General features: G+C 41.9%; 8 protein-coding genes. 5 read left to right on the top strand and 3 right to left on the bottom strand.

The annotated features are described in order from the left end of the window. Positions 1-147: 147 nt before the first annotated feature. Positions 148-1,674, bottom strand: coding sequence for a fumarate hydratase (locus BGP78_RS10165; RefSeq protein WP_119861304.1), 1,527 nt, complete (start codon positions 1,672-1,674; stop codon positions 148-150). Between the two features lie 157 nt (positions 1,675-1,831). On the opposite strand from BGP78_RS10165, the gene pabB reads away from it, so the two are divergent. From pabB to BGP78_RS10150, 3 genes are all read left to right on the top strand, one after another. Then, the gene (gene pabB, locus BGP78_RS10160; RefSeq protein WP_119861303.1) at positions 1,832-3,193 is read left to right on the top strand and encodes an aminodeoxychorismate synthase component I; all 1,362 of its coding nucleotides are present in this window, start codon (positions 1,832-1,834) and stop codon (positions 3,191-3,193) included. A 14-nt stretch (positions 3,194-3,207) separates the two neighbouring features. Then, positions 3,208-3,771: a CoA pyrophosphatase gene (locus BGP78_RS10155; protein ID WP_119861302.1), complete on the top strand. Its 564-nt coding sequence runs from the start codon at positions 3,208-3,210 to the stop codon at positions 3,769-3,771. 90 nt (positions 3,772-3,861) lie between these two features. Next, entirely contained in the window at positions 3,862-5,238 is a 1,377-nt protein-coding gene (locus BGP78_RS10150) for an L-serine ammonia-lyase (RefSeq protein ID WP_119861301.1), read from the top strand. A 61-nt stretch (positions 5,239-5,299) separates the two neighbouring features. Here the strand turns inward: BGP78_RS10150 and BGP78_RS10145 are convergent, their stop codons facing one another. Continuing rightward, positions 5,300-6,985 (bottom strand): sulfatase-like hydrolase/transferase, encoded by a 1,686-nt coding sequence (locus BGP78_RS10145; RefSeq protein WP_119861300.1) that lies wholly within the window; start codon positions 6,983-6,985, stop codon positions 5,300-5,302. A gap of 226 nt (positions 6,986-7,211) precedes the next feature. Here BGP78_RS10145 and BGP78_RS10140 point away from each other — a divergent pair, with 226 nt between their 5' ends. Then, complete coding sequence (locus BGP78_RS10140) at positions 7,212-8,945, top strand: CocE/NonD family hydrolase (RefSeq protein ID WP_147386073.1); 1,734 nt, start codon at positions 7,212-7,214, stop codon at positions 8,943-8,945. A 52-nt stretch (positions 8,946-8,997) separates the two neighbouring features. Here BGP78_RS10140 and BGP78_RS10135 read toward each other — a convergent pair whose 3' ends face one another. Continuing rightward, positions 8,998-11,073: a winged helix-turn-helix domain-containing protein gene (locus BGP78_RS10135; protein ID WP_119861298.1), complete on the bottom strand. Its 2,076-nt coding sequence runs from the start codon at positions 11,071-11,073 to the stop codon at positions 8,998-9,000. Between the two features lie 332 nt (positions 11,074-11,405). Here BGP78_RS10135 and BGP78_RS10130 point away from each other — a divergent pair, with 332 nt between their 5' ends. Further along, positions 11,406-14,432: a TonB-dependent siderophore receptor gene (locus BGP78_RS10130; protein ID WP_119861297.1), complete on the top strand. Its 3,027-nt coding sequence runs from the start codon at positions 11,406-11,408 to the stop codon at positions 14,430-14,432. Positions 14,433-14,438: the final 6 nt, after the last annotated feature.

Raw genomic sequence — 14,438 nt, 5'->3', positions numbered from 1 at the left:
AAATGACTGAGGTAGTTAAAATATCTTTAATATGAGCAAGGTTGCTTTACGTTAACGTAAAGTGATTTAACCATGTACAGATATAATTACAAAAAACCGCATGAAAGTTGCCTCAAATGCGGTTTTTAGTCTTTATTTTTTACGAGCTTATTTTAGCTTGCTATCAAGCTCTTCGATCTTCGCTTTCCAAATAGCAGGTCCCTGCTCATGCGCATTCGCGCCGGTGCTGTCTACCGCGACTGTGACAGGCATATCTTCCACTTCAAACTCATAAATCGCTTCCATACCCAGGTCTTCAAAAGCAACAACTCGTGATTTTTTAATGGCCTTAGCCACTAAATATGCCGCACCACCTACTGCCATCAAATACACAGATTTATTCTGTTTAATTGACTCGACCGTTGCTGGGCCACGTTCAGCTTTACCTATCATGCCAACAATGCCGGTACTTTCTAGCATTAAATCAGTAAATTTATCCATACGTGTTGCTGTTGTCGGGCCTGCTGGACCAACCGCTTCATCGCCAACCGCATCAACAGGGCCAACGTAGTAGATAAACTTATTATTAAAGTCAACGTCTTTCGGTAAGCCTTCGCCCGAATTTATCATATCTTGTAAACGTTTGTGCGCCGCATCACGACCCGTTAAAATCTTGCCAGACAATAAGACTGTTTCGCCCATTTTCCAATCATGGGTGTCTTCTTTGGTTAACGTGTCTAAGTTAACACGGCGTGTATCTTCGCCCACTTCCCATGTCACTTCTGGCCAATCTTCTAGCTTTGGCGCTTTAAGATCAGCGGGACCAGAACCATCTAATGTAAAGTGTACATGTCGTGTAGCAGCACAGTTCGGGATCATGACAACTGGCTTTGACGCTGCATGTGTTGGTGCCGTTTTAATTTTGATATCAACGACAGTAGTTAATCCACCCAGCCCTTGAGCACCAATCCCTAATTTGTTCGCACGCTCAAAAATCTCAAGACGAAGCTTTTCTTCAGCCGTTTCTGCACCGCGCTCTTGAAGTTCGTGAATATCAACTGGGTCCATTAAAGACTCTTTCGCAAGTACCGCGGCTTTTTCAGCAGTACCACCAATACCTATACCTAACATGCCTGGTGGACACCAACCAGCCCCCATTGTTGGTAAGGTTTTTTCAACCCATGCAGCAACATCATCTGATGGATTAAGCATGACCATTTTGGTTTTGTTCTCTGAACCGCCGCCCTTTGCAGCAATCATCACCTCAACTTCTCCGCCTGCCACCATATCAATGTGGACAACAGAAGGCGTGTTATCTTTGGTGTTTTTACGGCTACCAGCTGGATCTGCTACGATAGACGCACGCAATGGATTGTCAGGGTTCAAATACGCACGGCGAGTACCTGCATCAACCATTTGCTGAACGGTTAAATCCGTTTGATCCCATTTAACATCCATACCAACTTTTACAAAACAGGTCACGATCCCAGTGTCTTGACACAATGGGCGTTTGCCTTCAGCAGACATTCGTGAGTTTATCAAAATTTGTGCTATCGCATCTTTAGCTGCTTTGCTTTCTTCTTTGTGGTACGCCTTTTCTAGCGCTTGAACAAAATCTAATGGATGATAAAAAGAGATATATTGTAAAGCATCTTCAATACTGTCGATGAAGTCTTGCTGACGGATCATACTCATGACGGTTCCTTAATTTGTGTTATTAACGCACTCAGTCAATAACAGAATACATCTAGACGATTGTGACGGTTAACAGTGACCATACGGTGACTGTAGAAAACTAGATAAGTATGATACCCTCCCCGCCCGTTTCGGGCTAGTTTTCAGGTTCAAGTAAATGATAAATGAGCAAATCAATTGTAAAAAATTAGACATATCGCTATCAACTGTGGCACTTTTTGAACAATTTGCCCACTTGCCACACGCAATATTACTCGATTCTAGTAATGCACAGCATGAAAACAGCCGCTATGACATCATCAGTATTAATCCTGTTCATGTACTAGAAGCGAGATCACAACACGTCTTTTTAGATGGTAATCCAACGCGTTTAACGTGGTGTGAAATGATTCACCACCATTTAACGCGACTATGCCAAACACCTGCGCCATTCGACTTGCCATTTAGCGGTGGCTGGCTTGGGTATTTCGGCTACGACCTAGGCCGCTACATTGAAAAGCTACCCAACTATGCACAACAAGATATTAAGTTACCAGATATGGTGGTGGGCTTATATCTTGATGCTTTAATTAAAGATAACCTGACCAACACATGGTACTACGTCTCACAGCCGACTGTTGATAACGAACAAAGTTACCTGTCATTGCTAAATAGTAATGACAAACAAACTAACATTACCCCATTTCGTTTAGAGAACGATTGGGTATCTAATCTTACGCAAGCACAATACTTTGAGAAATTCGAGCAGATCCAAGCATATTTAAAAAGCGGCGACTGTTATCAAATCAACCTAGCACAACGCTTTAGTGCAAGCTTTACTGGTACACCATGGGACGCCTATAAAAAGCTACAAACCCAGAACAAAGCCCCTTTTTCTGCTTTTATGAATTTGCCTAACGGTACCATTCTATCAGTATCGCCGGAGCGTTTTTTATTGGTTAACGGTAAGCAAGTTGAGTCTAAGCCTATAAAAGGCACCTTGCCAAGGCTAGAGGACAGTGATGCAGATCATCAACAAAGCATCAAATTGCAACATAGTCCCAAAGACCGCGCAGAAAACGTGATGATTGTAGATTTGCTCCGAAATGATTTAGGTAAAGTGGCAAAGCCTGGGTCTGTATGTGTCCCCAAACTATTTCACATAGAAAGCTTTCCTGCGGTGCATCACTTAGTTAGTACAGTAACAAGTGAACTCGCTGACGGTAAAACAGCAATCGATCAATTACACGCAGCATTCCCTGGTGGGTCAATTACTGGCGCACCTAAAATTCGAGCTATGGAAATTATTGAAGAGCTTGAACCACATAGACGCAGCGTTTATTGTGGCTCTATTGGTTACCTTAGTGCATGTGGTCGGATGGACACCTCTATCACAATTCGAACTCTAGTATGCGACGAACAGCACATTTATTGCTGGGCTGGCGGCGGTATTGTGGCGGATTCAGATGCAAACAGTGAATACCAAGAAACTTTCCATAAAGTACAAAAAATATTGCCTATACTTAGAACCAGTGAATAAATGTAGGAGCGAATGTGACACTAACAGATGTTGTAGCCCGGTTTCACATTCATGCTGAAATAAGCAAATGCCCGTTGCCAAAGGGTAAAGTGCGTGACAGCGCAATTTTGTTACCTCTTGTCGAGAAAAACGGTGAAGCGGCTTTGCTCTTTTGTAAACGACCAGCTTACTTGCACCACCACCCAAGCCAAATTTGCTTTCCTGGTGGTAAAGTAGAGCCGCACGATATGTCTAAAACCGATACAGCTATCCGCGAAACACGCGAAGAGTTAGGTATTAACCCAAAAAACATTACACCTCTTGGGCAACTCAAAGAGTATCACACCTTAACGGGTTTCAGTATTATGCCTGTTGTAGCGACTCTCAGTAATGACACGACTTGGCACACAAACAGTGATGAAGTGGAGCATGCCTTCACCATTAATATATCTGCGCTGCTAAACAATCGTAACTGGCAAAGTATTCACGTTGAACACGCGGGAGTCAGTCGCAAAATGGATGGGTTTTTAACCCCCCATGGCCTACTTTGGGGTGCGACTGCCAGTGTGGTAAAAAACTTTATCAAACTCGTTAAATAAGCATAATAAATTCATAATTGAACTGGTTACAATTATCTTTTTTAAAGTTATGATGTGCGCCCGTTCAAAAGGCAATGTTGAGTAAAGAATATGATTAGTGCATTTGATATGTTTAGTATCGGTATTGGGCCTTCGTCGTCACATACCGTTGGTCCAATGCGCGCGTCTCGCTTATTCGTATCAGATTTACAATCTCAAGGAATTATCGAAGACGTTACAGCGGTAAAAGTAGAGCTATATGGTTCATTAGGACAAACAGGTATTGGGCACGGTTCAGGTAAAGCCGTTATTCTTGGGCTTGCAGGTTACGACCCAGAAACCATTGATGCTGATGCTGTCCCTTCAATTTTAGATAAAATAGAACAAGAACAAATTATTTATCTGGATCAGACAAAACAAGCCGCTTTCCCAAAGCAAGGTGCCATTGTTTTTCATCGAAGAAAAACCCTACCTAAACATTCAAACGCAATGGAGATCATTGCATTTAACGGCGAAGAACGAATTCACAGTCAAGTTTATTACTCTATTGGTGGCGGCTTTATTGTTACCGATGAGCAATTCGACAGTGAAAAACAAGCCGCACTAGATGTGAGAGCACAAAACCCGGCACCGTATTTATTTGAAAACGCTGCGGAACTCCTTACCCTATGCAAAGATTCGGGTTTAAGTGTGTCGTCTTTAATGATGGCCAATGAAAAAACCCTCCGTTCAGAAGTTGATATCAAAGCCGAGTTGTTTAATATTTGGCAAGTTATGAAAGCTTGTATTGAACGAGGTATGAAAACCGAAGGTATCCTACCTGGTGGTTTAAAAGTTCGTCGCCGTGCACCCAGCTTATATCTAAAGTTGAACGTAGAAGACAGTAACGACCCACTGCGCGCTATGGATTGGGTTGATTTGTTTGCATTAGCCGTCAATGAAGAAAATGCAGCTGGCGGGCGCGTTGTTACCGCCCCCACAAATGGTGCGGCTGGGATTTTACCCTCGGTGTTGATGTACTACCACACGTTCATTCGTGAAGTAGACGAAGAAATCGCGACACGTTACTTATTAACTGCGGCCGCTATTGGTATTTTATATAAAAAGAATGCCTCTATCTCTGGTGCTGAAGTAGGCTGTCAAGGTGAAGTCGGCGTAGCGTGCTCAATGGCGGCAGGCGCATTAACCGAAATAATGGGGGGGAATGTGGTTCATGTTGAAAATGCAGCTGAAATCGGCATGGAACATAATTTAGGCCTCACCTGTGATCCAGTAGGTGGGTTAGTGCAGGTACCGTGTATTGAGCGTAATGCCATGGGGGCAGTTAAAGCCATTAACGCATCGCGCCTTGCTATTCGCGGAACCGGTGAGCAAAAAGTATCACTCGATAAAGTGATCAAAACTATGCTCGATACTGGTAACGATATGAAAACTAAATATAAAGAAACGGCACGAGGCGGTTTAGCCGTTAACATTATCGAGTGTTAACGTATTAATTAAGTTACTCTATAAAAAGCCCAAGCCAAAATAGCTTGGGTTTTTTTCTCTGTTAATCCGACCCACTTTTAATAGACTGCCCATATTCAGCTAACTCTAATACGAGCGCAGACCAATCATCCCCAGACTGTAATAAATCATTTTGCTCGTTTATATCAACATTCATATCAAAAAGTGCCTGTTGCTGCGAGTCGATGGACAACAATTTATAGTCTTGATTGCGTACAGCCCAGCCAGCCACGCCATTACGCTGAAAATCAGCATAATTATATTGACGAACAGAGGGGTTTGGGACGACGTCAAACAGTGTGTCGTAAAAACTATGGCTATTGTAAACCTGAGTAATATCTCCACCCGCTATTTGTACAATGGTTGCATATAAATCCGTGCTATTAACTAAGCGACTTTCTCTGGTATTTTGCTTGTTAAGCAGGTTGCCTGAAACCAGAAGAGGCACTCTGATCCCACCTTCATATAAACTATTTTTACTATGCTGTCGCGCATACACGCTAGTATCAATGACAGGTGCGGGTGTACCATTATCACCAATAAAAATAACGAGGGTATTCTCTCTTTCATCAGTGGGTAATGACGCCAATAAACGCCCAATTTCAGTATCCATTGCCTCTATCGCTGCTAAATAATAAGGCCGTGGGTTTTGCGCTATGTCCTCCGCAGAGCCACTTAACTCAGAGCGTGTATGTAACTCATTAGGTGGTAAATGAAAAGGTGAATGAGGGGCAACATACGCAAGCCATACAAACCACGGACTGGTTTGCTGTGTGATCCAATCCATCGCCAAATCGGTTACTTTACTTGTATGGTACTGGGTCACTTGCGTTTGGCTACCATTATCAGTGAGCGTCCAATCACTGTAGTCATCTAACGTGCCTGTAATGTTCCCGACGTAGTGCCCTACCCCTGCGCTATTTGGATGAGACAAGTCGGGATCCCCGCCTCCTAAATGCCATTTACCAAATACCGCCATTGAATATGCTTTGCTAGCGTCATTTTCAGCTAAAAATCGAGGTAATGTTGTTAAACTTGTATCCATCACTGCGGGGACGAAGCTAACGCCACTATTTACGCCATGCATACCCGTCATAATAGTCCCTCGCGTTGTTGTACAAGCAGGCGTTGCCCACGCATTATCAAAGACCACACCTGAGGTTGCTAACGAATCTAATATCGGTGTTTTAGGTAAGTCAGTAGAGTAACTATATTGATTCGACGCATCTACCCCTTGGTCATCTGATATAATGAGAATAATATTCGGTTTACTCACAGGAGGCTCGCCTACCCCAATTGCAGACACCGGCTCTGTTGCTTGACTCATTATCGACTCGTTATACCCATCACCATCAACATAACTTACCTGAACAGAAATCGTAAAATCTATTTCATTACTGGATAAAGTGATGCTATTTTGCGTACTGCCTTCTATCTCAGTATTCCCCTTGAACCACTGATAAGTAAAAGCACCCAAACCATTGCTGTCTTCTAATGTATTGGTAATATTGATAATTTGCCCTTCAATCAACTCGCCACTTATCACGACAGATCCTGTTGGCGCGACATTGTCGGGGGTCGATGGTGTGGTAGGTGGCGTTACAACTGGAGATTCGCTCACGGGATCGGTAATTGGTGTTATAACCGGCTCTGATGCAGCACTTTCTCCAGCACCTCCTCCACAGCCGAACACGTTTACAATTAACACCATTAGCACAATATACTTCATATTTTTCTCCGCAAAATGTCTATGACAAGACTAGGACAAAAATACCAATACAGACACCTGCTAATTAAACAAGTCATTCGCTTGTGATAGTGAATGACTGTTTATCACAAAGATATTTTGTGGGTGTTGTAGGTGAATTGTCGCGTTAAACACCGTTTTACCTTGCATTAGCAAACCCATAATGATTTATTATAACATCACAAAACACCAATAAAAGGAACTTGATGTGCGTTTACCTTATCTTATGTTTTATAGCATCATGGCTTCACTTCTCATCAGTTTTACATCTTTTGCCATGGTTGATGAGATTGATTTTACATGGCATAAAAAAATCGAACTAAGAGATGGAAAATATGCTTCCGCAACAATATATAAACCCCTTGATTCGAATAATGCGCTACCAAGTATTGTGTTTATTACCCCCTATAACCGTGACGAAGCAAATAAGTACGGCACATACTTTGCTCGCCATGGTTATGCTTTTATTGCTGTTGATAGCCGAGGACGCGGCGATTCAGACGGTGAATTTATTCCATTTGAAAAAGACGGTCAGGATGGCTTTGATGTGATTGAATGGGTTGCAGCACAGCCTTGGAGCAATCAAAAAGTGGCAATGATGGGTGGTTCATACCGAGGGTTTACACAATGGGCAACGCTCAAAGAAGCGCCGCCTAGTTTAAAAACCATAGTGCCTACCGCCAGTGTTTACCCCGCTATCGACTTCCCATATAAAAACGATATCCCTACCTATTATGTCATGTCATGGTTGCATTTTATTTCGGGTAAAACCAACAACAGCGCACGCTTCAATCAAGCGCATGTTGCGCCAATTTACGCTAAGTTACGTCGAGATGGTGCCAGCTTTAGAGAGCTAGATCAGCGATTGGGCAACCCATCGTCCATTTTTCAAAAATGGTTAGATCACCCTGAATATGATGATTACTGGGAAAACATGGTGCCACAAGCACAGCACTATCGCGCATTTACAGGCCCTGTGCTGTCAATTACAGGGCAATATGATGGAGATCATTTAGGCACCTTGAATTATTACAAAAATCTCATGGCCGCTACTCAAAATAAAAAAGATCACTATTTAATACTGGGCCCATGGGATCACGCAGGTACCCGTTCGCCAAAAAGTAATATCGATGGCGTCTTAGTTGGCAACAACAGTCTACTCGATTTTAAGAAACTGCATTTGGAATGGTTTAATTGGACACTTAAAGGGGCTAAAAAACCCGGCTTCTTAAAAGGTAATATTGCAACGTTTAATATTGGCAGCAACCGCTGGCATTATTATCCTGATTTAAACACGTTCAGCCTGCCCACAAAACGCTTTAACCTCGTATCACAACATAAGAAACACACTGTTTTTTCATCTGGCTTGATGACCTCATCTACCAAACACTCTACCGCCCCCTACACTGAATATCACTATCATCCACTGAACAGCAGTAATATGCCCAAATCAACCGAGCACACATTAACGAGCCAAAATACCGCCATGGCCATAGATAATAACGGAGTAATTTTTCATTCTCATACACTAGAACAAGATATGTACTTGCAAGGACAAATAAGCCTGTCTCTGTGGTTATCCTCTAACATTGCCAACACTGATATATTTGCCATGTTATACATCAAAGATAAACATGGGAGTAGTGAGCTCATTTCACAGGACAGAGTACGAATACAGCAAGGTATTAATAGTCAACACAACCCAAATGAACTCTATCAAATTCAACTCAATAGCTTTGCCCTCGTTTCTCGCAAGCTACTTAAGCAGAGTCGACTTAGATTAGTGCTCACCTCAGAGCATAGCCGTTATCAAAAACATTATAATGGAGATAGACCCGTAGCAGACCAAACTTTTAAAGATGCGATGCCTATAACAATACAAATTCATCATCATGGCATACACCAAAGCACTCTTGATTTACCCTTAAGTAAAATACTATAGAGTATTTAAATCAGAGTGAATTGATCATGCACCAAAGGCTTTACAGTCGTCCCTAAGTAAAACTTGGCAGTTTTATGATATCAATTTCAGGCATTTCATAGCCAGTAAATAACAGCCATTGTTTATTTTTAACATATGCTAGACCTTGAGAGCGACTATACCCACGCTCTCTCACCCGAATAACATCTTTACGCGTACCTGTATACATATCATAAAAGCTGATGCGGTAATCACTGTTACTCACATTGAAGTAGTAAACACCACCGTTCGCCACGGTCCAACCTGTAGCACTCGCAATTTCTTCACCAGCTATCAGATTTTTAGGTGCTCTATCATCATTTAGTTGTACTTCCCACAAACCCAGCGCTTTGCCTTTGGATACAATCAGCTTTCTCTCGTCCAGCTGTTTTGCATATAAGCCTTTCGATACAAATGTACCGCCAGTATCAAAACCTTCTATTAAACTGCGTAAATTGTATCTATAAAGAGAATCGCCATTTGATACATAAAAATGGGCGCTATCCAATGACCAACTCGCTTTATAATGATAAGACAGTCCCGTATTGAGCTTACGCGTGAACCCTGTAGACACATTATATGAATACAATGTGTGCTCTGTTTCAGAGCTTGCTGAAAAAATAATATGCCTACCATCAGGCGACCAAGTTGGATTTGACGCTTGTAATTTTAAATTAGTTAGCTTTTCTCGGTACACACCGTCAATAGATGATGACCACAACTCATCGTAACCTGACTTATTGGTTACATATACAACTTTTTCATGTACATCAGAATGATCTGCATATCTAAAGTTAAACGCTGACTGTAATAACGGAAAAGGAGAACTTGCCACTTCCGTAGCCAGTTCCAATTTCATAATTGACGTGTTTATTTGCCAATTGTGGTAATATAAATTACCTTGAGAATCAAAAGTTGGATAACTCAGTCCTTCAACTGCAATGGGGTCTTTCGAACCAGTTAGTAAGCCTATTTGATAAGCCACACGATTTCCATATTCAACTGAAGAAATCAATATTGACTTACCGTCTGGATACCATGCAAACCCTCGTAAATCATTATGCCCTTTCGTAATACGTTTATAACTCATCGTATTAAGATCATGTATATAAACATTCTCATGCCCATTTTCGTCATTTCGACTAATCGCAAGCCATTGACTATCAGGCGAAAAAGAAATTGATTCCGCGGGAAATTCATCGCAAATATCACATGCTATCACTATATTATTTGTTTTGGGTATATTGGAAAGAGCGAGCAATGTCACGCTTGTCGATGCTTTATCGCTATTTATACTTTGGAATGCTAACCACTTTCCATTAGATGAAACGGCAAGGTTACTTGCCTTATTTGCTGTGCACTGCCCAAGTTGTTTACGCTCACTTGTTAATAAGTTATAACTCACCACGTCGCATCGACCATTATTTTTTCGGATATAAAAGAGGGTTTTTTGATCTGCACTCCAAGCGGAGTGAGACTCCTTAAACTCGCTATTTGTAAGATTTTTATGAATTCCGCTTGGGTCATGTAAATCTCTAATATACAAATCTGTTTGTCCAGCCATATTACGCCAGGAATACGTTAAGTAGCGTCCATCTTGAGAAATGTTTGGGAATAACTCACGACCAGGGTAATCTGTCAGCGCTTCTGGCGCATGTAATCTCAGGTTTAATTCATGCTGGTAAACAAAAATATAGAAGTAAGTAAACCCAACTAAAGCTAACATAAACAATAAATATCCCGGCTTTACTGACGTTTTTTGAGCACAGTCAAGATCAGCCTGAATAATTGGCGCATAGCAAAGTCGATACCCTGATTGGCGGCGTGTTTCTATACAGTCAATACCATAACCTAACTCTTTAAACGCTTTACGAATATGCCATACTGCATTTGTAAGTGCTTTGTCACCCACAAAATAATTGCCACCCCAAACTTGTTCTATTATCTGGGCTCTGCTGACAATATTTGGATACTCCCGGGCCAGTAGGCATAGTACTGCGATGAATTTTGGTTGAAGCGCCACACTTTTTTGTTCGCTTGATATGCAGCACTCATTCACGTTTATCCTTACATCGAGTATTGTAAAATCAAAAATATCAGATTTACTCATTAGCCTGACCTTCTCGTTACCTGAGATTGCAACAGAGAATACCTAAAATGAGACCACAAAAGCAAAGGTTTTTACATAATTGAAACACTATAACATTCAAAATCATTAAACATAACTTAATGAAAAAATTAGTTTTTTATTAAAAGATAATGAATAGATATAGAAAAGACATAAAAAGAGCCTACTTAAATTGCATTAGAGCATCAAAGCCTATAAACAAACATCGTTAATAACAATGTGTTCACGATTAGTGTACTAAATAACACAGTCTCTTTGCCCCTATTTAGCAAAGTAGGGCTTATCACAACATAATAATAAACAAAGGAAATAATGTGGCTTTCAATACCAACCGATGTATCTTGGCAATTGCAGTCTCTCTCGCTTGCTCAGGTCAATCACTTGCAACCATACCGCAAACTATTGATGTAAATAACACTTCAACACAACCTAATGCATCAGACGAAGAAAAGACAGAAAAAATTGTTGTAACCGGTTCGCGAATTAAGCGAGATAGCTTTTCAGTCGCCACCCCAATCGCGACAATGGACAGTGATGCATTAGTTGACTCTGGTTTTGGCTCGTTAGCTGAAGTGCTCGCTGAGAGCTTACCGCAATTTGGCGAAGGTAATAACAATGCTAACTCTCAAAGTAGTGTACAAAATTCAGGTCTATCAACTATAGACTTACGTGAACTTGGCAATAATAGAACACTCACCTTAATTGATGGCCGAAGGGTCGTATCCAATAGTTACTCAGGCAACTATGTGAGTTTGAGTACGATCCCTAAAGGTATGGTTGAACGGGTAGAGATCATAACTGGTGGTGCTTCGGCAGCATATGGGTCAGATGCAATCGCGGGCGTCGTGAACATTATTACTCAGCAAGATCAAGAAGGCTTTACGATTAGTTCTCGTGTCGGTGAAAGTACTGAAGGCGGTGGCAAAGAAACAACCGTCAATTTCGATTATGGTACAACTTTTAATGATGATAGAGGCTATGCGTTTTTTAGCACAACCTATAATAAACAAGATATTTTGGGTTACTGGGACAGAGACCGAGCGCAACAGCAAGATGCATGGGCTTATGATGATAAACGCATGTGTAATACGATGCAGACGGCGACTTATGACCCTCTAACAAAAACTAACCGTCATTGTATCCGGGATATTAACCCATCACAGTGGACCAACTTGAGTGATTCAATCCCCGGCGGCGTATTTGATGAAAAAAGTAGCACCAAGCCAAACGCAGGATATTGGTATGATGGCACAACATTACGAAATGACTGGAATGAAGAGCTGCATGGCATTCACTTTAACCAATTCAGACCATTAAAATTACCAGATAGCCAAATATCGAGTGCCTTTAAAGCGGAGTATGAATTTAATTCTGGTATTGAGTCGTATTTCCAAGTGCAATATAGCCAAACCAAATCTAAAAATCAGCGCTCACCTGAAAGTGAAGATGAATGTGATGCGATTGTAACGTACAACCCTTCTGAAGATACCTTTGGGTCAAACTGTATTGGTCGTATCCCTTACGATAACCCCTACATGCCTCAAGAGATTAGAGATCAAGCAAGTTCAAAAGGTGTAAAGTGGGATCGCCTATTTAGTGAGGTTGGTGATATTACGACACGCAATGACCGCAGCACAATTCGTACATGGGCAGGCTTACGCGGCTATGTGTGGAGTGACTGGGAATGGGACGTATCAGTAAGCTATGGTAGATTTAAGCAAGAGCAAACTCGCAGTAATGAGCTTTTCGTTGCCAACGTTACACATGCTTTAAATGCCGAAGAGCTAGCTGATGGCACAGTGCAGTGTAAGGATGAAGCTGCACGTGCCAATGGCTGTGTACCAATTAATTTATTTGGCGCAGGCTCTATAAGCAGTCAAGCCGCTGACTACATCCGAGCAAATCCTTCAATTTCTACGCAAGTTAAGCAAACTATCGCCACAGGCTTTATCACGGGTGATATTTATGAACTACCTGCGGGGCCAGTTTCAACAGCATTTGGATTCGAGTACAGAAAAGACCAGCAAAGTGTTTCGACCAATGTGCCTGAAGGTGGCATTACGTTTAACTTTGTGCCCAATTTCTCAGGTGATGTTTCTGTCTATGAGGGGTTTGCCGAAGCATCTATTCCGCTTTTAAAAGATGCACCTATGGCTAAGAGTCTGACCGCCGAGGTTTCTGCACGTTTTGCCGATTACAGTTGGTCGACAACGGGGCTGATCCAAAGCTATAAAGCTGGATTTGTCTATGAACCAAGTAATGGCTATTTAGTGAGAGCAAACTGGGCTCGAGCTATGCGTGCTCCCACGATTACAGAGCTCATGTCCCCCCCTCGTGGTGATTATGACTCTTTTAGTGATCTATGTGACGGGACAACCGCTACGTCAACAGGGCCTGGACACGATAATTGCCGAAGAGAAGCAGGGATAATCAATACCATCACACAGGATGGCGAATTTAGTGATGATAACAACCAGTATTCTCCCAATGCAGGTAACGCCGATCTGTTTGAAGAAACCGCGGATACGTATACGCTGGGCATCTCCCTTACACCTGACTATATACCCGGCTTTAGAGTGGCACTAGACTTTTATGATATTCGTGTAAAAGACGCGATCACCGCATTATCAAACGACGATATTATCGGCTTTTGTTATAACTCTACAATGGCATATGGCTCAGGCAATGAATTTTGTAACGACCTGCGCCGAGATGAGGATGGGCAATTAGTCGAGGTCAAGCAAAGGCTTATCAATACCGATGAGATCCGTACCAAGGGCTATGATATTGCGCTCGAATATTCATACGACTTACCTGAATATGGTAACTTGAAGCTCAAACTTGATTGGTCTCATGTCATTGAGTATTCAATAACAAGTACGGGCCCAGATGGCGCGTTTGATACTTTCTATGAGGGCTATTTAACTGACAATATCTTTGAGGACAAAGGCAGTGCGTCACTGACTTGGCGCTATGATGACTTGCGGATAAGATGGAGCACTCGCTATAAAGGTGAAATACGACGCAGTTTAAACACCACTAAAGCATGGGAGCAAGATATGGCAAACAATGCCACAAATTGTGCGCAAGGCGCCGATACCTGTATTAGTGATCCAGAGCCATTATGGGGGAACGACTTACCCTCTCATATTACACACAACATCAGCCTATCATATCTCATAGATATCAATGCTCAAAGTGAGCTACAAGTTTATGGTGGAGTTAATAATCTAACCGATGAACATGGACCATTTGTGATCGGTGGCACAGGTAACTTCGATAGCATGTACGGTGGAGGCTTAGGCCGCTTCGCATTCATTGGTGCAAAGTATACTTTCTAATAATTA

Source organism: Pseudoalteromonas sp. MSK9-3 (genome assembly GCF_003590335.1).
GTDB lineage: Bacteria > Pseudomonadota > Gammaproteobacteria > Enterobacterales > Alteromonadaceae > Pseudoalteromonas.
Note: the sequence above shows the minus strand (reverse complement) of the source record. Positions and strands in the feature narration are given on the sequence as shown.